Origin of the sequence: Fructilactobacillus sanfranciscensis (assembly GCF_029023685.1) — a bacterium.
GTDB lineage: Bacteria > Bacillota > Bacilli > Lactobacillales > Lactobacillaceae > Fructilactobacillus > Fructilactobacillus sanfranciscensis.
Window position 1 is genome coordinate 595,308 of record NZ_CP118925.1, and the last position, 21,865, is coordinate 617,172.

18 protein-coding genes, 1 other RNA gene and 4 pseudogenes are annotated in these 21,865 nt (G+C 34.0%); 15 read left to right on the forward strand and 8 right to left on the reverse strand.

Annotated features, from left to right (window positions below; translation table 11 throughout):
- Window positions 1–34: 34 nt before the first annotated feature.
- Window positions 35–1,330 carry an adenylosuccinate lyase gene (purB, locus tag PY770_RS03005; RefSeq protein WP_103428690.1) on the forward strand — a complete coding sequence of 432 codons (1,296 nt, stop codon included), beginning with the start codon at window positions 35–37 and terminating at the stop codon, window positions 1,328–1,330.
- A 72-nt stretch (window positions 1,331–1,402) separates the two neighbouring features.
- Here purB and PY770_RS03010 read toward each other — a convergent pair.
- Window positions 1,403–1,726, reverse strand: a pseudogene (locus tag PY770_RS03010) (DNA-3-methyladenine glycosylase I); the annotation flags it as partial.
- Between the two features lie 59 nt (window positions 1,727–1,785).
- On the opposite strand from PY770_RS03010, the gene PY770_RS07155 reads away from it, so the two are divergent.
- Window positions 1,786–1,974: a terminase small subunit gene (locus tag PY770_RS07155; RefSeq protein ID WP_082610569.1), complete on the forward strand. Its 189-nt coding sequence runs from the start codon at window positions 1,786–1,788 to the stop codon at window positions 1,972–1,974.
- A gap of 68 nt (window positions 1,975–2,042) precedes the next feature.
- Window positions 2,043–2,939 carry an IS30 family transposase gene (locus PY770_RS03015; protein ID WP_275046075.1) on the forward strand — a complete coding sequence of 299 codons (897 nt, stop codon included), beginning with the start codon at window positions 2,043–2,045 and terminating at the stop codon, window positions 2,937–2,939.
- Between the two features lie 10 nt (window positions 2,940–2,949).
- Here PY770_RS03015 and PY770_RS03020 read toward each other — a convergent pair whose 3' ends face one another.
- Window positions 2,950–4,677: a hypothetical protein gene (locus PY770_RS03020; protein ID WP_103428691.1), complete on the reverse strand. Its 1,728-nt coding sequence runs from the start codon at window positions 4,675–4,677 to the stop codon at window positions 2,950–2,952.
- Window positions 4,678–5,379: 702 nt separating this feature from the next.
- On the opposite strand from PY770_RS03020, the pseudogene PY770_RS03025 reads away from it, so the two are divergent.
- Window positions 5,380–5,589, forward strand: a pseudogene (locus PY770_RS03025) (transposase); the annotation flags it as partial.
- Window positions 5,590–5,607: 18 nt separating this feature from the next.
- Window positions 5,608–6,033, forward strand: coding sequence for a terminase small subunit (locus PY770_RS03030; protein ID WP_056957651.1), 426 nt, complete (start codon window positions 5,608–5,610; stop codon window positions 6,031–6,033).
- Window positions 6,034–7,200: 1,167 nt separating this feature from the next.
- Here PY770_RS03030 and ssrA read toward each other — a convergent pair.
- Together ssrA and PY770_RS03040 are read right to left on the reverse strand one after the other, a co-directional pair.
- Window positions 7,201–7,569, reverse strand: a transfer-messenger RNA (tmRNA) gene (ssrA, locus tag PY770_RS03035).
- Window positions 7,570–7,604: 35 nt separating this feature from the next.
- Window positions 7,605–8,378, reverse strand: coding sequence for a Cof-type HAD-IIB family hydrolase (locus PY770_RS03040; RefSeq protein WP_103428693.1), 774 nt, complete (start codon window positions 8,376–8,378; stop codon window positions 7,605–7,607).
- 118 nt (window positions 8,379–8,496) lie between these two features.
- On the opposite strand from PY770_RS03040, the gene PY770_RS03045 reads away from it, so the two are divergent.
- The 5 genes and pseudogenes from PY770_RS03045 (at window position 8,497) to PY770_RS03065 (ending at window position 15,010) form a co-directional block, all read left to right on the forward strand.
- The gene (locus tag PY770_RS03045) at window positions 8,497–9,672 is read left to right on the forward strand and encodes a class I SAM-dependent methyltransferase (protein ID WP_225362390.1); all 1,176 of its coding nucleotides are present in this window, start codon (window positions 8,497–8,499) and stop codon (window positions 9,670–9,672) included.
- Between the two features lie 125 nt (window positions 9,673–9,797).
- Window positions 9,798–10,493 (forward strand): ROK family protein, encoded by a 696-nt coding sequence (locus tag PY770_RS03050; protein ID WP_056957647.1) that lies wholly within the window; start codon window positions 9,798–9,800, stop codon window positions 10,491–10,493.
- Between the two features lie 24 nt (window positions 10,494–10,517).
- Complete coding sequence (locus PY770_RS03055; protein ID WP_103428695.1) at window positions 10,518–11,873, forward strand: glucose-6-phosphate isomerase; 1,356 nt, start codon at window positions 10,518–10,520, stop codon at window positions 11,871–11,873.
- A gap of 98 nt (window positions 11,874–11,971) precedes the next feature.
- Window positions 11,972–13,616, forward strand: a pseudogene (locus PY770_RS03060) (alpha-glucosidase).
- A 62-nt stretch (window positions 13,617–13,678) separates the two neighbouring features.
- Window positions 13,679–15,010 carry a replication-associated recombination protein A gene (locus PY770_RS03065; protein ID WP_163601206.1) on the forward strand — a complete coding sequence of 444 codons (1,332 nt, stop codon included), beginning with the start codon at window positions 13,679–13,681 and terminating at the stop codon, window positions 15,008–15,010.
- A 22-nt stretch (window positions 15,011–15,032) separates the two neighbouring features.
- Here PY770_RS03065 and PY770_RS03070 read toward each other — a convergent pair whose 3' ends face one another.
- On the reverse strand, window positions 15,033–15,155 hold the full coding sequence (locus tag PY770_RS03070) for a putative metal homeostasis protein (RefSeq protein WP_014081871.1): 123 nt from the start codon (window positions 15,153–15,155) through the stop codon (window positions 15,033–15,035).
- 25 nt (window positions 15,156–15,180) lie between these two features.
- A pseudogene (locus tag PY770_RS03075) lies at window positions 15,181–15,367 on the reverse strand (type Z 30S ribosomal protein S14).
- Between the two features lie 195 nt (window positions 15,368–15,562).
- Here PY770_RS03075 and PY770_RS03080 point away from each other — a divergent pair.
- Complete coding sequence (locus PY770_RS03080) at window positions 15,563–16,648, forward strand: NlpC/P60 family protein (RefSeq protein WP_275046076.1); 1,086 nt, start codon at window positions 15,563–15,565, stop codon at window positions 16,646–16,648.
- 93 nt (window positions 16,649–16,741) lie between these two features.
- Here the strand turns inward: PY770_RS03080 and PY770_RS03085 are convergent, their stop codons facing one another.
- Together PY770_RS03085 and PY770_RS03090 are read right to left on the reverse strand one after the other, a co-directional pair.
- Window positions 16,742–17,035 carry a MazG nucleotide pyrophosphohydrolase domain-containing protein gene (locus PY770_RS03085; protein WP_103428699.1) on the reverse strand — a complete coding sequence of 98 codons (294 nt, stop codon included), beginning with the start codon at window positions 17,033–17,035 and terminating at the stop codon, window positions 16,742–16,744.
- Window positions 17,036–17,087: 52 nt separating this feature from the next.
- Window positions 17,088–18,029 carry a dihydroorotate oxidase gene (locus tag PY770_RS03090; RefSeq protein ID WP_103428700.1) on the reverse strand — a complete coding sequence of 314 codons (942 nt, stop codon included), beginning with the start codon at window positions 18,027–18,029 and terminating at the stop codon, window positions 17,088–17,090.
- A gap of 363 nt (window positions 18,030–18,392) precedes the next feature.
- Between PY770_RS03090 and PY770_RS03095 the strand changes: the two genes are divergently transcribed.
- The 4 genes from PY770_RS03095 to PY770_RS03110 all read left to right on the forward strand — a co-directional run bounded on the left by PY770_RS03095 (window position 18,393) and on the right by PY770_RS03110 (window position 21,844).
- Window positions 18,393–19,337: an aspartate carbamoyltransferase catalytic subunit gene (locus PY770_RS03095; protein ID WP_014081874.1), complete on the forward strand. Its 945-nt coding sequence runs from the start codon at window positions 18,393–18,395 to the stop codon at window positions 19,335–19,337.
- A 2-nt stretch (window positions 19,338–19,339) separates the two neighbouring features.
- The gene (locus PY770_RS03100) at window positions 19,340–20,611 is read left to right on the forward strand and encodes a dihydroorotase (protein ID WP_103428701.1); all 1,272 of its coding nucleotides are present in this window, start codon (window positions 19,340–19,342) and stop codon (window positions 20,609–20,611) included.
- A gap of 89 nt (window positions 20,612–20,700) precedes the next feature.
- Window positions 20,701–21,555 (forward strand): DNA/RNA non-specific endonuclease, encoded by an 855-nt coding sequence (locus PY770_RS03105; protein WP_103428702.1) that lies wholly within the window; start codon window positions 20,701–20,703, stop codon window positions 21,553–21,555.
- Between the two features lie 94 nt (window positions 21,556–21,649).
- A complete protein-coding gene (locus PY770_RS03110) occupies window positions 21,650–21,844 on the forward strand; it encodes a hypothetical protein (RefSeq protein ID WP_275046077.1) in 195 nt (64 codons plus the stop codon).
- The last annotated feature ends 21 nt before the right edge of the window (window positions 21,845–21,865 follow it).

Here is a 21,865-nt window from a genome sequence, read left to right on the forward strand (position 1 = left end):
AAATTACATTTTGAAATAAAAGGGGAACTTGTAAATGATTGATAGATATTCACGCGAACCAATGAGAAAAATTTGGAGTATGCAAAACCAATACCAAACCTGGTTAGATGTTGAAATTGCAATTGACGAAGCTTGGAATAAACAAGGGATGATCACTGACGAGGAAATTAAAAAAATTCAAGATCACGCAACTTTTGATGCTGATAAAATTGCCGAAATTGAAAAAGAAACTCATCATGATATTGTGGCCTTTACCCGCAACGTTTCAGAATCATTAGGACCAGAAAAACGTTGGATTCATTACGGAATTACCAGTACAGATGTGGTTGATACAGCGCAAGCACTTCGTTTAAAACAAGCCAATCAAATTTTACGTAGTGACATTGAAACTTTGATGGAAACCATTAAACAAATGGCTTTGAAATACAAAGACACTGTTCAAATCGGTCGGACTCATGGGGTTCAAGCTGAACCAACTACCTTTGGTTTGAAGTTAGCTCGTTGGTACTCAGAAATGAAACGTGATTTAAAACGTTTCAACGAGGCTGCTGAAGGCGTTGAAGCTGGTAATATTTCTGGTGCCGTTGGAACTTATGCCTACATGCCGCTTGAAATTGAACAATATGTATGTAAGAAGTTTGGTATTCGTCCCCAAGAAATCACTAGTCAAGTTTTACCTCGTGATTTACATGCCGAATACATTGCTACAATTGCTTTGATTGGAACTAGTTTAGAAAACTTTGCAACTGAAGTTCGAGGATTACAACGTTCTGAAATTCATGAAGTTGAAGAATTATTTAACAAAGGGCAAAAAGGTTCTTCAGCAATGCCTCATAAACGGAATCCAATTGGTTCAGAAAACATTACTGGATTAGCTCGGACTTTAAGAGGTTTGATTACGACAGCTTACGAAAACGTTTCTTTATGGCACGAACGTGATATCTCACATTCTTCTGCTGAACGAATTATTTTGCCTGAAGCAACTACTTTATTAGATTATATGTTGCACCGTTTCAATGGAATTTTAAGTAATTTAGTGGTTTTCCCTGATCGAATGAAGGAAAACATGAAAATTACTTACGGTTTAATCTTTAGTCAACGAGTAATGTTGGAATTGATTGAAAAAGGGATGAGTCGTGAAGAAGCTTATGATTTAGTTCAACCCTTGACTGCAAAAGCTTGGGATGAAAAACAACAATTCAAACCATTAGTTGAAAATAACAAAGAAATTACAAGTAAACTTTCACAAGCAGAAATTGATGAAATTTTTGATTACCATTATCAAATTCGCCATGCCGACGAAATCTTTAAACGAGTTGGTTTGGAATAATTAAATAAGTCTAAAAGAAAACGATTGAATTCCCAATGGATTCAATCGTTTTTTAGGTTATAAGGGAAAAATTTATTTAGCAAAACAATTATTTTCGTGGTCATTAACCATTCCGCAGGATTGCATAAATGAGTAAACGACAACAGGACCAGTAAAGCTAAATCCAATTGACTTTAATTTTTTACTAATCGTAGTGGCTAATGGAGTGGTACTAGGAATATCGTTATGATTATTAATTGAGTTAATAATTGGCTTATGAGCGACAAAGTTCCACATCAATTCAGAAAAGCTAGAGCCTTGTTCGTGAAGTTTTTCAATTACTTTAGCATTCGTAATAATTGCATTGATTTTGCGCTTGTTACGGATGATTCCAGCACTGGGCAGATAATAAGAGTACCGCTCGTGTTCATAATACTAATAAATTAATTAATCATGATTTGAATAATATCGATGCAATGACAGAAACACAAAAGCTATTTTGTGTTTATTACATCCAATCATATAACGCTACGCAGTCATACCTTAGGGCTTATCACTGCAAGCGGTCGACTGCTAACGTTGAGGGGTCAAGATTACTTAAATTAGATAAGATTAATAAATTCATTAGTAAATGGCAGATTGTAAAATTTAAGTTGAACATTTAAGTGGACAGAAAAACCCATCAAGGTCTTTAATGATGTTACCACACAATCCATTAGAAAGAAGGACCTTGATGAGCACCACTATTTTATCATTCCAGAACCGTGTTGTCATTGAAACGCTTCATAATGAAGGACGTTCCTGGCGATACATCGCTAACTACTTAGACTTTAGTAAGACCACCATCTTTAACGAACTTCACCGACTAAATGGTGAGTACCAGGCTGAACTAGCGCAAACTGACTTTGAACGAAAGGTTAGTCAACGGGGGCGAAAGTCTTCGCTCACTAAAAACCTTAAACACTTGATCGAGGAAAAGATTCAAGTCCAGAAGTGGTCCCCTGAACAAGTTGCCCATGTGGTGGGGATTGCCTACAAGACGGTCTATAACTGGATTGATCAAGGATGGCTTGATATACAGTTGCCCGATTTGCCTGATCATGGAATTCGTCGTCATCGTGCTAAAGAAAAGCGTGGTACGTTCAATCACGGCCGCTCCATTGAGGAGCGTCCTCATAAAGTCGAAACTCGCCAGGAATTCGGCCACTTTGAAGCTGATACCGTACTTTCTGGTAAACATAAAGGTCAAGCTGTGGCTACTTTTGTGGAGCGTAAGAGTCGCCTGACAATTGTTAAACGGCTCCATGGTCGCGACAGTCAGTCCATGACTCAAGCCGTACTTGAACTAGCTAGTCAACTTCAAGACAAGCTCAAGACGCTTACCGTAGATCATGGTAAAGAGTTCGCTAACTATCAGACAATTGAACGGAGAACTGGTACACAGGTTTATTTTGTCCATGCCTATTCACCGCATGAAAGAGGCAGTAATGAGAACCGTAACCGAGTTTTGCGGCGCTTTATTCCCAAAGGCCAAGCCATTGAAGAACTAAGTGATCACCAATTGGTTCAAATTAATTGGTATTTGAATTCACGGCCACTTAAATGTCTTAATTGGCATACACCAATCTAGATCTTCTTGCTTAATCTACGTCACTAAATTCGTTCAAGTTATTTCTTGCAATCTGCCATAATTTAATCCCCCACAAGAATACTATATATATCCAAGACATAACTGCAATTACTCTTGCTACTATTAGTAGCATCGATGGCTTATAGGTAACTTCAATATTGTATTTTCCCTTTGGAAGATTAGTGAGAACGGTTCCCCGATCTGATATTTGTGTGTCAACAAGTCGATTATTTATATATACTCTAGTATTATGATATTGCAAAGCTGGTAGATTAATGATAGAACGGCGATTAGTATTTACTAAATAATGAATTTCATTTGCTTTACTATACTGCCTTAGTAATTTCTTATGACCATTAATATAAGAAACTCTATTTAGAACCGATTCTACATTTTCAATCGCCTTCATTGGCATATAATCTGTTTCACCATACAGCGCTCCATAAGAGAACTGCTTGTTGTAAGAAGAATTATTAATAATAATTGGTAGGTCCTTCGCATCCCGAAAGGTTTTATAATTTCCCGTCCTTTGAGACGTTAATACGGGAACTGTACCATCAGAATTAGAGTTTCTAGCAATGATTGGGGAAATACTTCCAGCATATAAAACTGGCATTATTAAAACAATTCCCCAATTGATAACATTTTTATTGACTTTATCAAATTGCAAAGTAAACAAAATTTTAGATAAAGTGATCGCTAAGAAGGCAGTAGCATAACCGGTATACCTATAAGGAAACTGAATAATTGCTAATGGTGTTTTAATAAAGTAATGCCAGGGAAAAGCTGTAGTTATCATCCAGGTGAAAAGTACCCCTAACAAGTAAACCCACATATACTTAGAGTTCTTATCGATAAGTAACCAGCCAAATATCAATGTGAACAACAATATTAAGCCGATTCCACCTTGACAAAGAGCTCCATTTGATACTGCCGATACAAAGAAGTCGCCTGCTGATTGCATAAGCATAAATCCAGGATTAGGCCTAAATAAATCTCGATGGAAATAATCAGTAAATAATGGAATAAATTGCCAAAGGGATAACAAAATGAATAAGCCAATTGATTTTGCTAATATAACAAGCTTACTTAGTTCAATTATCTTATTCTGAATAAGATAACATACTAGTATTGCAACACAAACTTCTACAGAAATAAATAGACTTACATAATGCGTATAAGCCATCATCGTCATTCCAATTGCTAACATCACCCATTTATCTTTGTAAATGACATTATACATTCCCAATAATACTAAAGGAATAAACATATATGCTTGCGCCTCACCTAATACGTAATTATTCAATGTTAGGTAAAGATGGTAGGGAGCAATCATGTAAATTAACGCAAAAAATAGTGATTGCCAAGTAGCCTGCTTATCAAAAGATTGCATACAAAAAAATGCTATTAGCCCAGTTGCCACAAAAAGTAACCATACATAAATCAAGTAAGAGGCAATTGGCGTAAAAAACAATTTCAGAAATGCCCATGGATACAAGAAAAATGTTGGGTAGAATAGAAAATTACCATTACCAACCTTACTAAAAGTATCCGTTGCACTGTATGTAAAAAAGTGTCCTCGTGTTAAGTTCAAATATAACTGCTGAACGCGAGCAGCGTGAAAACTCCAATCAGAATGGACACCTAATTGATTTATCTTGAAAAAAGGAATAAGTATCAACAACGATAAAGCAATAATTATTAATATCGGATATATTTTCTTTAGCTTATAATACATGAGTTCTCCTCGTCATAGTTAAAATTGTATAAATTCTAGGTTTGTCACACATTTTACGGATTAATAATTCATTTTCTCCATAAAGAGACTCCTTCTGGTAATCAGAATAGGAGACTGGGATTTGAAAATATAGACATGTTGTTATTTGATGCTTACTTTTTTATTTACTTAATTTGAAACGCTTACCTAATAGTTTGCAAAAGAACCAAAGAAAAGCAAACAATAAAAGATTAACAATCGGCAGATTGTAAAATTTAAGTTGAACATTTGTATGATAATCTGCCAAAAATTTTATCTCACACATTATCTAGACAATCTTGTCTCCGGCTTCTAATGTATTGTCTAATTTATAATGGCTCTTTGTCAACCGCTGTTGATGAGAAAATGGTAGATTGTAAAATAAAAAAGATATAACTTGTTCCAGGCCGATAAGATACAAAAACACATAGGACATTGAGAAGCTAGCATAGAAAACTATGTGTTGCATTTTAGGGGCTATAATTAACAAATAACCCCTCCAAAACGTTGAAAAATAAACCCCTAGCTAGACGTAATGCCTAGTTAGGGGTTGTTATTTTACTATATTAAATTATTCACCCTGATTTTGTGGGCTAATTGCCAATGATAAGATGTAATATGATAACTGATTATCGGAAATATCTTGGACCTTAAACAGTGTCCAAACTCGTTCGGCTGGTTGCGTATCTTGCCCATGCTTATTCACCACATGAACGCGGTAGTAATGAGAACCGTAACCGAGTTTTGCGACGGTTTATTTCCAAGGGACAAGCCATTGAAGAACTAAGTGATTACCAACTGGTTCAAATCAATTGGTATCTGAATTCACGGCCACTTAAATGTCTTAATTGGCATACACCAATCGAGATCTTCTTACTTAATCTACGTCACTAAATTCGTTCAAGTTATTTCTTGCAATCTGCCAAATACAAAACCCGCCAAGAGAATGACTTAATTTTAAATTTAATAGATCTAGTAAAAGATGATGCAAAGATTGCTTTTGCTAACATTGGCGATGTTGTTAATTGGAAGAGCTACGATGTGCCGTTATTAGATGAATTTGGTAAGCCTAGACTAGATAAAAATGGTAATCAGATAATCTCACACGAAACCAACGTATATTTAAAATCGTCGGATGAAGTAGACCCAAGCGTAATTGATAAAGTTACAAGTGGTAATGGAATAACTACCGTTAAGCTAAAAGACAGTGACAAAGCTAAAGAACGTTTATACAAGTATTTTAATAATTCAGATGATGAGAATAACAATATTTCAGCAGTAGAAAAGTTGCTATCTGCAATAACGCAAGGAGTAAGGAACGACAACCAAGATAGATAATTATATTTGGTATAATTAAAATAATAAAAGCTAGAATACATCTGTTTTTAGATCAGGTGTATTTTTGGTTTAGTTGTGTTGTTACATGCAACAATATTAAAAGCGTTGCAACGATGAAACAAAAGCTAAGAATTGCAATAGCTATTAATAAATTGCTGATTTAATCAGTTGAAACGTCAACCCTAGTTAATACCTACTAATTCAAGATTGTTTTTAATGCAATACTGCTAGGCTATCCAGATTTGGTTGATTTCTTTAAAACTGATGTAATTTAGTTATGTAATTGGCATTTATACTATGATTGATTAAAAGTCCTTAAACGGCATAATATGAGTAAATAATAGCATCCGTTAAATTCAAAGATTAATGGATATCTGCGGTATATCAGCAAGCCAATTACAATCGCCAATCATAACAGACATGCCCACAAGTAAGCCTAATGGCAACCGTAACGAAGACGCTGCGTAAGATTTTGAATAATAAGGCGGCCGGTTCGTTAGAATTTTATTTTTTGTGCTTATTTGACATATACTTTTAGACTTCTCCTTTCCCGTAAACGTTGATTTAACGGCATTTTTATTTTTGACCCCCCCTATAAAAAAATTTTCAATTTTCTTGCTTTTAAGAAAATCAGACTGTGTGCGTGCTCCCCATGGTTGAAAAAGAGGGCGGGGGTATTTTTATTTAAATTGCTATATCAATCATAAATCAAACGTAAAAACCATTGATATAACAGTGATTGGAAAATAATCAAACAAATATCAAACATAAACAACTTGCTATGATCTATGGCAAGTGTTCCATTTAATTAATCAGTGAGTACATCCGCGATTGTCTTAAAAGCCAACGTATAGAAAATGTAGAGCAAACTAATTAGATTGGTGTATTTACATTGTCATTTGAAACGATCGCGGATGATATAATAAAAAGAACACCACTACATGAATAGTGATGTTCAAAACGCCAACCCAAAAGGTCATATTAAATTATTTTTTAAATTATGTTAAGCAGTTCAGTATATTCTGAATTGCTTTTTTTATTTGTAAAAGTGAATGCTATATTGAATGCTATTTCATGGCATTTAATAACCTTATATGAGTATCAAGGAAAATAAAAAGCCTATTATATCAACGTTTCAAGCGTCAATAATAATAGGCAAGATGTTAAAAATGGAGTCGGCGGGATTTGAACCCGCGTCCGAGTATGTCGCCACCTGAACGTCTACACTCATAGACTAATCATTTAAGTTTCACTAATCATGACGCCATTAATCAAGGCTAATATGAAAAGCTAATCTGGTTAATCTCTTCTTCATACTTCAGATGGGAGTATAAAAGCGTAAGTCCATTTAATTTAGGACCCAAATCTAATCCATGGACAAGATTAGTTGGATCTACGTCGACTACTTATTAGGCAGCTAAGGCGTAAGAATTGTTATTATTTTTTGCAGTTATAATTAAACTGGACGATTTAACGCATCGCAGTACGAAGTGCAGTTCAGGCACGAACCATACCCGTCGAATCCATAACGACCCCGATAGATATGAACTAAATTATAACATATCTATCATTTAAATTAAATTGAAATGCTTTAATCCTTTGATAATTCCATGATTAGTATTATCAGTTGTCACAAATTCAGCATGTTCTTTGACATTATCTAAACCATTGCCCATTACAATTGGATGATCGACATAGTCCAACATCGGAATATCATTATTTCCGTCACCAAAAGCATAAGTAGGAATTCCTTTTAAATTAGCTTTTTCAATTAAAGTTTTAATTCCAGTTGCTTTAGAAGCATTATGGTCCACAATATCAATGCTGAAAGGTGAGTTACGGAAAAAGGTTAAACGATCTCCAAATTTACTTATGTATACATCATCTAAATCTTTGTTAGTTACAAACATCATATCAATTGGGCGATCATGCCAATAGTCTCTTTTGACTAGTTTAGGAACAGGAGCATGAACTCGAGCACAAGCGTCCAATAAAAGGTGATCATGAGCAGAAGATCCTTTTCCATTTTGATCAAGCATCGTAACCGAATTACCGTGTTGATTAGCAAATTCTATCAATTCATCAATTGTTTGTGGATTAATTACACGATGAAAAAGTTCGTGGTTTTCAAACATTCCATAATCACCATTTGAGGCAACCACGGTATTAATTTTTGTTTTGGCCAGTGTATCTGGAATTTCGTATAATGTTCTCCCAGTTGCAATCACTGGTAAGCCACCATTTGCTCTGATTTCATCCATGGCATTGGCCACTTCATCATTAACTTTTGAATTAGCATCGAATAAAGTAGAATCCAAATCAAAAAATACTAAATATTTATACATTTAAAAATTCCTCGTTTCAATTTTTAAAATAATTATATCATTAGAGCAGACTTCCTACTATTTCTACTCATTTCCAGTTACAATGGAAGTAACAGTTTTTTTAGAAAAAGGAGAAATTATGCGAGAAATAGAAATTACCGGATCAGCTGCTAGTAAATTTGAAGGTGGCTATCCACAAATTAGTTTAAAAGATTTAGTTAATGAAGACGATTTTACCAATAATGGTGAATTTGTGGCCTTGATGAAAGGTGGACACTTTGTTGCCAGTGCCTATTTAGCTAAAGAAGGAAATGGAATTGGTTGGATTTTGAGTCGTAAAGAAAATCAAACTATCAACGACAACTTTTTCAGTCATTTGTTTAGTGCAGCTTTCAATAAGCGAAAGGCATTACAAGGATTAAGTAGTTCTACATATCGATTGTTTAACGGACAAGGCGATGGTCTTGGCGGAATTACAGTTGATAATTATGATGGTGAAATTGTAATTAGCTGGGAAAATGAAGGGACTTATAACCATCGTCGGATGTTAGTCCCAGTGATTGTTGATAATTTGGACAGTTACAACAACGTTTATGACGTTAAGCACTTTGAAAAGGGTAGTACCATTCGTCCCATTAATGGAATTGCACCAAATCCGCAAGAATTTAAAACCATTGTTGAAGATGGAACTGTTTATCCAATTCACCTTGATGGAGCAACCAAAACTGGACTTGACTTAATTTATCGTGATGTACGTAAACAAGTTAAGAAGAATGCTCAATACAAATTAGTTTTGAACTTACTTTTTGATCAAACCGGATTTGTTTCAGCTGCAATCACTGGTGGAAGTACTGAAACGGAAGATGTTGACCAAAGTAAACGGGCTAAATCAGATTTAGTTGGAGAATTTGTAGCTAACAACATTGCAACTGATTCACAAACGGTTCGTAGCATGGATTTACGTGGTTTTTTAGACTATGCTAACAAACACAATCTTCGCTTTGATTTAATTACCATTAATCTTCCCACCTTTATGAGAAGTAAAAAAGGTAACTTTAACATTCGCAAAGATTTAACTAGTTTACTTACCCAAGTCTTTACTTTAGCTAATAAAGAAGCTGATGTTTTCGTAGCTACTCAATCTAACAGTATTAATTTACGTGATTTCCGTAGCGGGGTACAAAAAGCTTTGATGAATTCTAAACACAAATATAGTGAAAAAGAAGGTTTTAAAGCACCAGCTGACTTCCCATTTGATCGTGAATACACCAAACAATCACCATTCAAAGCACTTTGGCTTAAATTACAAAAATAATGGTGTACTTTGTGAAATAAAGTACTTTTTAAAATGATTATAAAATCGTTGAAAACGGTTTCAGTAAGAATTATAATATAGTCACTTAATAAGTAATTGTTCCGAGGAGGACGATAGTATGTTATATGGAAGCAGGTGGAACTAAGTTTGTTTGTGCAGTTGGTGACGAAAACTTTAACGTGATTGACCAAACTCAATTTCCAACTACAACTCCAGATGAAACTTTAGCAAAAGTAATTAGATATTTTAAGAAATTTGATATCGATGCTTTTGGGATTGCTTCTTTTGGACCAATTGATGTTGATAAAAATTCTGAAACCTACGGATGGATTATTAAAACACCTAAAAAGGGTTGGAGTAACATTGATTTCTTAGGTGTAATGGGTACACCAGAATTTGGTCATATCAAAGTAAAACGACATCGTGATGATTTAGATTTTAAGGGTATTTGTCCTTGGCATGGTGACTGTTTAGAAGGAGTTGCTTCAGGTCCTACTTTCGAAGCACGTGATGGTATTGAAGGTCGTCAAACTCCTATTAATGATCCTAAATGGAACATTATTGCTTACTACGTAGCACAAGCTGTTGTAGATTTAACAGTTACATTTAGACCAAACAAAGTTGTTTTAGGTGGTGGAGTATGTACCCCAGAATTCATTGCTAAGGTAAGAGCACAATTTACGCTATTGTTTAACAATTACCTCAGTGTTGGTTCACTTGAAAAATACATTACTGCTCCAGAAATTGCTCATAACGGTTCAGCTACTTTTGGGGACTTTGTCCTTGCTAAGAAAGCTCTTGACGAAAAAGATAATATTTAATTTATTTTAGGAGAATGATAGATAATGGCTTATATTAAATTTGATGATTCAAAAGTAAGAAAATTTGTTCACGAAAACGAAGTTCCAGAAATGCAAGCAATGGTAAATGCTGCAAACACAGAATTACGTGAAGGTACTGGTGCAGGAGCAGATTTTCGTGATTGGTTACATTTACCAAATGATTATAATAAAGAAGAATTTGCTCGAATCAAAGCAGCTGCTAAAAAAATCCAAAATGATTCTGAAGTATTAGTTGTGATTGGAATTGGTGGATCATATCTTGGAGCTAAATCAGCAATTGACTTTTTACAAGGTGATTTTTACAATGCTAAATCTAAAGCAGAACGTAAAGGTGGCGTTCAAGTTGTCTTTGCGGGTAACTCCTTAAGTGCATCTTACTTGCACGAACTTGAAGGTTTTATCGGTGATAAAGATTTTTCAGTTAATATTATTTCAAAATCAGGTACGACAACTGAACCTTCGATTGCTTTTAGAATTTTCAAAGAAAAATTAATCAGTAAATATGGTAAAGAAGAAGCAGATAAAAGAATTTATGCAACTACTGATGCAAAACGTGGTGCTTTACGAACTGAAGTAGAAGCAGAAGGTTATGAATCATTTGTTATTCCTGATGGAGCTGGTGGACGTTTCTCTGTTTTAACTCCAGTTGGATTACTTCCAATTGCAGCAACTGGTGCTGATATTGATCAATTAATGAAGGGTGCCGATGATGCATCTAAAGATTACGTTGATACAGATTTAACTAAAAATGATGCTTATCGTTATGCTGCAATTCGTAACATTTTATATCGTAAAGGATATGTTACTGAATTATGTGAAAACTACGAACCAAATCTTCGGATGTTTTCTGAATGGTGGAAGCAATTAATGGGTGAATCAGAAGGTAAAGACCAAAAAGGTATTTACCCATCTTCAGCTAACTTTACAACTGATTTACATTCATTAGGTCAATACATTCAAGAAGGATTACGTAATCTCTTTGAAACAGTGATTAAGGTTAAACAACCACCTTACAACGTTGAAATTCCTATGGATAAAGAAAATCTTGATGGTTTGAATTACCTTAAAGGTCAATCAATGAATGAAGTTAACGATAAAGCTTATGAAGGAGTTATGTTAGCTCATAACGATGGTGGAGTTCCGGTTATGACTGTTGAAGTTCCTGATGAATCTGAATACAGTTTAGGCTACTTGATCTACTTCTTTGAAGTGGCAGTTGGAATTTCTGGCTACTTAAATGGAATTAACCCATTTAACCAACCAGGTGTAGAAGCTTACAAGAAAAATATGTTTGCTTTACTTGGTAAACCAGGCTTTGAAGAATTAGCTGAAAAGTTAAATAAAGAATTAAAAAAATAAGTTGTAATAAAAAGAGTCTTTCTAGTATTGCTAGAAAGGCTCTTTTGTGTTTGAATAGGATAAAATGAATTTTGGGGTATTATAATGAAAACTAAAAAATAAAATGGTGGAAAGATGAGATTTTTTACCAAATTTATCCACGTTCTTTTCAAGATAGTAATGGTGATGGAGTAGGCGATCTTCAAGGGATTATCTCACGATTAGATTATCTGCAAGATTTAGGCATTACTACGATTTGGCTTTCTCCAATTTACAAATCGCCAATGTATGATATGGGTTATGATGTAGCTGATTACGAAGCAATTGACCCCATCTTTGGTACGATGGCTGATTTTGATGAGTTACTAACAGCAGCTAAACAGCGTCATATTAAAATCATTATGGACTTAGTTGTAAAAATCATACGTCTAATCAACATGAATGGTTCAAGGAAGCTCTTAGAGATCCTGAGAGTGAATATCGTGATTATTATATTTTTAAACATACGGAAGATGGACAGATGCCAAATAATTGGCGTTCAATTTTCGGTGGATCAACTTGGGAACCAGTTCCAAATGAACCAGGGACTTATTATTTTAATAGTTTCTCACCTCAACAACCTGATTTGAATTGGTAATTGGTGGTTAGAAAAGGGAGGTTGCTAGCTTTCGGATTGATGCAATTAATTTTTTGAAAAAAGATCAAGATTGGTCATCATTACCAGCTGATGCTAAGGATGGTTTGGTTTCTGTAATTCATAAGGGACAAAATCGTCCTGGATTAGAAAACTTTTTAGCAGAATTAAAAAAAGAAACCTTTGATAAGTAGGATGCAGTAACAATTGGAGAGGCATATGGACTGAAACCTTCCGAGTTGAAAAGACTAGTAGGGAAACATGGATACTTTTCAATGATTTTCGATTTTAGCTACATGAATATTGATATGAAAGACGGAGATGAATGGTTTAGAGGACAAAACGATTGGACCGTTTCTGAGTTACGTCAATTAATTTTTGATAGTCAAAAGGGCATTAAAAGCGCCGACGGTTGGTTTGCAAATGTTTTAGAAAATCATGACCAACCTCGGGTACTTTCAAAATTAATTAAAAAAGCAAAAAACCGGACACCGACTGCTGCTAAAGCACTAGCAATGATGTATTTCTTTCTTCCAGGAGATCCTTTTATTTATCAAGGTCAAGAAATTGGAATGAAAAATTTCACACGCAATAATATTAATGAATTTAACGATATTAGTTCCTTGAATAATTATCAATTAGCTCTTGATGAGGGCTTTACTACTAAAGAAGCATTGAAATATGTAAATTTAAAATCACGGGATAATGCGCGAACCCCGATGCAATGGAATGATAGTGACAATGCTGGATTTACAACTGGAAAACCATGGTTACCTTTAGGTAATGATCGTAAAGGAATTAATGTCGCAGATGAATTGAAAGATCCTAATTCAGTGCTTAACTTTTACCAACAAATGATTAAGCTTCGTCAATCAAGTAAGTTCAAAGCACTCATGATTAATGGTGATTTAAACGAAATTACTGAAGAAAACAATCAAGTTATTGCTTATGAAATAATTTATGAAAATCATTGTATTACCGTATTAGTAAATCTAAATGAGAATAAAGCACTACTTACTAAAACTTATAGTGGAATGCTTGCCTTAAGTAACAAAAATGATGTAGAATTAAATAAGCAAACACGTGTTCGTAGTCTGAGTGCTTATCAAGCAGTTGTTTTATACAATTAAATTTAAAAGAGGCTGGAAAATCAATTTGGTTTCCAGCCTTATTTATATAGGAGGTGAAGATAATGGAACAAGAATCATTATTTGAAAATCAAGAAAATAATCAAGGAACACCATTAGCGAGCCGGGTTCGTCCTGTAAATTTAGATGAATTTATTGGGCAACAGCAAATTATTGGAAAAGGTACCATTTTAAGAAAGCTAATTGAAAATGATCAAATTGCTTCTTTAATTTTGTGGGGACCACCTGGGACGGGGAAAACGACTTTAGCTCAAATTATTGCTCATGAAACGGATGCTAATTTTATTAGTGTTAGTGCAGTTGGAACAAGTATTACTAAAGTTCGTAAAATTATGCAAGAAGCAGCCGAAAATAAAAAAATGGGGTTAAAAACCATCGTTTTCGTAGATGAAATTCATCGTTTTAATAAAGCCCAACAAGATTATTTTCTACCTTATGTTGAAAATGGAAGCATTATTTTAATTGGGGCAACCACTGAAAATCCGTCTTTTGAAATTAATTCAGCATTGTTGTCACGAAGTAAAGTCTTCGTTTTAAAAAGTTTAACGGCTACTGAGATTGTTCAATTATTAAAACAAGCAATTCATAGCCCAAGAGGATACGGCGACTTAGAAGTCAAAATTAGTGAAGATAATCTAATGGCAATTGCTGAGTTTGCAAATGGGGATGCTCGATTGGCTTTAAATACTTTAGAGATGGCCGTGGAAAATGGTAAGCAAGATGGTAAAAAAGTTGATATCACTCTTGAAGATTTACAACAGCTAATTACTCGTAAATCATTGCTATACGATAAAAAAGGTGAAGAACACTATAATATTATTTCGGCGGTGCATAAGTCTTTACGAAATAGTGACGTTGACTCTGCCGTTTATTGGGTAAGTCGGATGTTAGATGGCGGAGAAAATCCGATGTTTATCATGCGGAGATTGGTTCGATTTGCTAGTGAAGATGTTGGACTAGCTGACCCACAAGCTTTAAATGTCTGTATTAATGCAACTGAGGCCATAAAGTTAATTGGTATGCCAGATTGTGACGATGCCATTATTGAAGCCACTGTATATTTAGCTTTAGCACCGAAATCAAATGCAATTGACAAAGCAGTCCAGAAAGCAGCTGCTGACGTGAAAAAATATGGTAATTTGCCTGTTCCTTTACAAATTAGAAATGCACCAACTAAGTTAATGAAAAATCTTAATTATGGAAAAGGGTATAAAATAGCTCAACGGGAAAAAGATAAATTAACAACAATGAAAACAAATCCGCCAGAAATTACGGGACACGAATATTACGAACCTTCAGAACAAGGAAAAGAAACCGTTTTTAAACAACGACTTAATTATTTAAAACAATGGCATCTGGAACACGATCCAAAATAAAAACAGTTAATCAATTTAATGATTAACTGTTTTTTGCTTTATTTGTTAGATTTATTTTTTTAATTACACGCAATGCTCGGCTTTTAGTCCGTTTGTTTGGACTTTTAAGCATGCGGTAGGCAGTTGCTAATGTCATTTCTTTCATAATAATATCCTCCATTGATTAAAGCTTACCAACTAGCTTTTTTCATACCAGGAATTTGTCCTTTATGGGCTAATTGGCGAAGACAAATACGGCAAAGATGAAATTTTTGATAGACAGCACGTGGACGACCACAACGTTCACAACGAGTGTAGTTTTGAACTGCAAATTTTGCTGGATGTTTACTTTTTTTCAACTAGTGATTTTTTAGCCATGCGTTCCTCCTTTCTTAATAAAGTTCTCAATCCTATTCTATTGCTATTGGTCAACAAAAGTCAAATGATTAAATTAGTGAAATTTCATTTAGATTACAAGCTTGTTAAGATTTAAAGCCTTGCTGAATTTAAGTAAATTTTGATGTTAAAATTTACGTGTTCAATGAATACAAAATTAAAAATGGAGATAAAAATATGAATAAAGTACATTATAAAATGTTTAAAGCTGGGAAAAAATGGATGATTGCTGGAATAACTACAGTTGCAATTAGTACTGGGGCTTTCATGGTTAACTCAATTGATGCAAATGCAGATGTTGTTTCAAATGTATCAGCCTATCTAGGAACTCCTTATCAATATGGAGGAAACAGTAGTAGCGGAATTGATTGTTCTGCACTAGTTCAAGCTGCTTATGCTGCCGATGGAATTAATTTGCCAAGAACATCAGGTGAACAATATGGAGTTACTACTCAAGAATCAGCAGCGGATGCTCAACCTGGAGATTTAGTTTTCTTTGGTAGTTATGGTTCTGATCACGTTGGTATTTATACAGGCAATGGAAATATGATTAATGCAGAAACTGTTGATGGTGTAACATCACGTCAAATTTCATTAATGGAAAAATATTTAGGACCTGCTTCATATGGACGAGTTAACGGTGCTACACTAGCTGCCTTTAATGGTTCAGCTACAGATAGTAGTACACAAGCTTCTACTAATGATGATAGTTATTCACAATCTGGAGTTTCTACAACTAATAATAATCAAGCACCAGCAGATACAAACAACGATAGTAACTCACAAAGTACAACGCCTACTACTGATAATTCATCGAGTGATAATAATCAAGACGCTACAGATAATAATGGTGCAAGCTCAGAATCATCTAATCAAACAAATAATGCAAATCAAGCACCAACAAGTAATGGTGTAAATGCAGATTCATCTAATCAAACAAATAATGCAAATCAAGCACCAACAAGTAATGGTGCAAATGCAGATTCATCTAATCAAACAAATAATGCAAATCAAGCACCAACAAGTAATGGTGCAAATGCAGATGTTAATAATAATCAAAATAACAACATTACTAGTGTTGAACCAGAAAAAACAGATGTGAAACCCGTTGATAATCAAGTTGTAAAAGTAGTTACTCCAACAAATCAAAAAGATACTTTACCAGCAACTGGAGAAACAAAAAATTCATTATTGACAGTTATCGGGTTAGGTTTGATTAGTTTTGTTACATTATTAGGATTTAAAATTCGTAAAAATAACTAAATATTTATACACAAAAAGACGAGTAATTACTCGTCTTTTTGGTTATGTAAAATTAAATTAGTCAGGTAAATTAAATCTAGCTTTAATTTTAGTTTAACTTTGATTAATTAAAGTTTGAGGGTCTATTCCGTATTTATCGGCAATAATTAAGATTTGATCTAAGCAGTCTGCTAATTCTTCGCGTAGGTTGTATTGTAATTCTGCTTCAGTTTTTTGGGATTCACCTGGATGATCTCGTCCTAATTCAATACTACGAACTGCACGATTCAATTCGCCAACTTCTTCAGAAAGAAAGTTTAAGCGAATTAAAGAAGAGTAGTTGTACCAATCACGATTCTTGTAAAAGTTTACAAGCCATTTTTGATGTTCATCTAATGATTTTGTCATTGATATTCCTCCTAAATAAAAAGAACCTAAATAGGTTCTTAATTTAAATTAATTATTCTTGATATTCTTTTAATTTACCACGAAAATCACTTAGCTTTTGATAACCTTTTGCTTCCATAATTGCTTTTAATTCTGTATCTAATCTTTCAAAGACTGCAGGACCCTCCTTTGCAAGAATTGTACCAACTTCAACGATATCAGCACCACAAAGGATTAATTCAAAGGCATCTTTTCCAGTACTTACCCCACCAGTTCCGATGATTTTAATTTCTGGATTCAAACGTTGCCGAAAAGCACGTACGTTAGCCAAAGCAACCGGTTTAATATAAGTACCACCAATCCCACCAAAACCGCCTTTAGGTTTAATGACGACTGATTCTGTTTCAGCATCAACTACAAGACCGTTTCCAACGCTGTTAATTGCATTAATATAAGTTAAAGGATACTTGTTTAGGATTGATGCAACAGCATCATATTGCTGTAAATCGAAGTAGGGCGGAAGTTTTAAACCAAGTGGCTTAGTAAAAAATTCAAACACAGCAGCTAATGTATCCTCAATTGCATCGTAGTCATAACCAACTTGTGGTTTACCAATTACATTTGGGCAAGAAAGATTTAATTCAGTCAAACCATTGAAATTACTCGATTGTACTTTTTTTAAAGCCTTTAAATTATCAGCCATTGAAGTTCCTGAAATTGATAAGTCGATTGGCTTATCAGTATTAGTTTCCTCAATATAATTAAGGTAGTAGTCTAATCCTTGATTTGGAAGGCCCATTGAGTTAATACTTCCTAATTCTGTATTAAAATATCTAGGAAGTGGATTGCCAGGACGAGAAACTAAGGTTGCACTTTTAGTAGTTACTCCACCTGCTTGAGAATCTAAGATTTCGTTCATTTGTGCAGCAGTTTCATCATAGACCCCAGCAGCATTAATAAAAGGGTGCTCATATTTTTCGTTTCCAATCGTTGCTGCAATAGAAATATCTGTCATAGTAAACTCCTTTTAGAAAAAAATGCACAAATTTGACGAAGTTCAGAGAAAATCAATAGTCAAAATTGTGCATTTTATTTTTGAAATTATCAGGAACATCTTCTGGTTTCTCTGAACCAAATTAAGATTAATTTTCTTAATAATAAGTAAGTTATTTTGAAAAGTCAATCAAAAGATATATTTGACTTTTTTTATTAAATTGGATAAAGTTAGTAGCAATAAATAAAGGTGCTTTAATTTGATCCAGAGAGGTCGATAAGTTAACTTGGTAATGTTGAATTTAATTGAGACATGCTACGTTAATGGTAGCATGTTTTTTATTTATGTAATTTTCTTTAATAGATAATATTTTAGGGGGACAACATGGCTTTTAAATATCAACATGATTTAGTTACAGTTGCAGATATGAGCGAAACGGAAGTTTTACATAAAATTAAGCTTGCTCAGCTATTTAAAGCGGGGAAAAGGATAACTCTTAATCGTCCGGTTTATGCGATGAATCTATTTTTTGAAAATAGTACTAGAACACATACTAGTTTTGATATGGCAGAACGACGTTTGGGGATGCAAGTTTTACAGTTTGATGCAAATGCTAGTTCTGTAACCAAAGGTGAAACTTTAGAAGATACAGTTAAAACCATCCAAGCTATCGGAGTTGATTTAGCTGTGATTCGTCACTCTGAAAATGAATATTATAATGACTTATTAAAACAAAATTTAGATATTAGTATTGTAAATGCAGGTGATGGAAGTGGTCAACATCCCTCTCAATCACTATTAGATATGATGACTATTTATGAAGAATTTGGAACTTTTAAAGATATTAAAGTTTCGATTATTGGTGATTTAAATCATTCACGAGTTGCTCGTTCCAATATGGAACTTTTGACTCGATTAGGCGCTAAAGTTGCTTTTGCCGGTCCTAATCAATGGTACGATGATAAATTTGCAAAATATGGGGCACATTTGACGGTTGATGAAGTTGTACAAGATTCAGACGTGGTCATGCTACTTAGAGTTCAAAAAGAACGATTAGGTGATGAATTAAATGATTTTGATGAAGGTAAATACCATCAAAAATATGGATTAACAAAAGAGCGTTATGCCACAATGAAAGAAAATTCGATTATTATGCATCCTGCACCGGTAAATCGTGGGGTAGAAATCGATTCTAACTTAGTTGAAAGTGATAAATCACGAATTTTCAAACAAATGGAAAATGGAATGTATATGAGAATGGTGATTCTAACAGATGTTATGGTTGCAAAAGGAATTATCAATAAAACGGATCTTTTAGGAGTTGATTAAAAATGAAAATTTTAATTAAAAATGCAGATATTTTTCAAAGTGGAAAACTTTTACAACGTGATGTTTTAATTGAAGATGGTAAAATTGTTAAAATTGAAACAGATCTTGATTTAAATGTTGATCGAGTGATTGAGGCGAAAGGTAAAACGATTTTACCAGGACTAGTTGATGTGCATGTTCACTTTAGAGATCCAGGACAAACGCAAAAAGAAACTATTGAAACTGGAAGTGAAGCATCAGCTCATGGTGGCTACACAACTGTTTGTGCAATGCCCAACGTTACGCCAGTTCCCAATACGCCTCAGCTTCTAAAAAAAATGATTGCAGATAATCAGAAAAAAGGAGTTATTAAAGTTGAGCAATATTCTCCTGTTACCTATGATGAAAAAACAGAACAACTAGTTGATTTTGCAGCTATGCAAGCAGCAGGTGCGATTGGATTTAGCAATGATGGGTTTGGTATCCAAACTGCAAAAACTATGTATGATGCAATGGTTGCAATCGAAAAAACGGGATTACCTTTGGCAGCACATGTTGAAGACCATGCTTTAATGAATGGTGGAGTAATGAACGCTGGTAGAGCGGCTGACCGTCTTGAAATGAAAGGTTCGCTAGATGTTGCTGAAACAAGTCAATTGGCTCGTGATCTAGAATTAGCACGTGTTACTGGGGTTCATTACCATGTTTGTCACGTTTCTAAAGCGCGTAGTGTAGAATTGATTAGGCGAGCAAAAGCAGATGGAGTTAATGTGACTGCAGAAGTTTCACCTCATCATTTACTACTCGACGATTCAATGATTAAAGCTGATAATCCAATGTTTAAAATGAATCCACCTTTACGAGATAAAAGTGATTGTGTGGCTTTATTAGAAGGGCTTTTGGATGGAACAATTGATATGATTGCAACTGATCACGCTCCACATACTGATGAAGACAAAGGTGAATCATTTATCCATTCAGCTTTTGGAATTACTGGAATTGAAACTTCATTTCCTTTGTTATATACCAAGTTGGTTAAAACTGGAAAAATTACTTTAATGCAACTAATTAAATGGATGAGTTATAATCCAACGAAAATTTTCAAACTCAATGATGATAATCAAATTAAAATTGGTAATATTGCCAACTTTGCGATTTGGGATTTAGCTAGTTCGCGACAAATTAATGAAGCTGAAATGCGTTCAAAGGGTAATAATACCCCATTTATTGGTGCTAAAGTAAATGCAGAAAATGAAATGACATTTTGCAAAGGTAAAATTGTTTTTGAAGCTTAATCATAAAAGTCTGGAAACAGGCTTTTTTATTTTGTTTTTTATTGCTAAAATAGAAACATACGTTCGCACATATTAGGAGAGAGTATTTTATGAAAATTAAGAAACGAATTATAACTTCGGTGTTAGTTACAACAATTGCTTTGGTAATTTTAACCCCAACTATCAACGCTTCATTGGAACCAAATCAAACTGGAACCTATACAGAGTTAGCTAATGAAAATTATCAGTCGGGATCACAAGCTTATGATATTTTGAATAGTGATGATCCTGAAACAATTTCAGCAAGTGATTATCATGATAATAAAATTGATTACTCAAATTTAGATAATTTAAACCGTGCGGGAACTGCAACCGCTTATTTAACAAAAAATAATTTAGGTAAATCAAGTGGGCGAGCATCACAAATATTCAAACCAACTGGTTGGAATAATCAGGCCAAAAAAATAAACGGTGAACGTGTTTTTCCAGTTAATCGGGGACATTTGATTGCTTATACATGTACATTTAATTTAAATAGCGATGGTAATTACAAAAAAGGTGCTAAGGGATCAATTGATAATCCAAAGAATTTAATTACTCAATCTGCGTTTTCCAACCAAAAAGTAATGCAAATTACAGAAGAAAAGGTTCGTGATGCCTTAGAAGATAATAAAAAAGTTGTTTATCAAGTTACACCAGTTTATCAGGGATTGGATTTGATGGCGAAAGGGGTATGGGTTGAAGCCACAAGTACAGATGGAACAATGCATTTTAATCGTTATTTATATAATGTTCAACCGGGTGTTGTTTTCGATTATGAAACTGGACGTTCTACGGTTGATACATCTATGACAGTTCCTTCTCCAGCTAATTATTCAAAATATCATGTAAAAAAATATAAAAAATGGCATACAACTTATTCTCATAAACGCTATCATGTAAAAAAGCATTTCAAATTTAATTAGTTGTAATATACAAAATTTCTAATTCTTATAACATTGCGATAGTTGAATAATTCAACTATAATTAATAGATGTTGAAAATTATAAGAGGTGCAGTTTGGAAAATAAAACAAATGAAAAAATTGGAAGATTAGGTTTAACTGCTTTCGTTTTATCAGCTATGGTAGGTGGGGGAATTTATGATCTTCCACAAAATATGGCATTGCACGCTGGTTTAGTAGCACAAGTATTAGCTTGGATTATTACTGGAATTATCATTTGGACAATCGTTAGATCATTTATGATTCTTTAACAACTTAGACCGCAGTATACG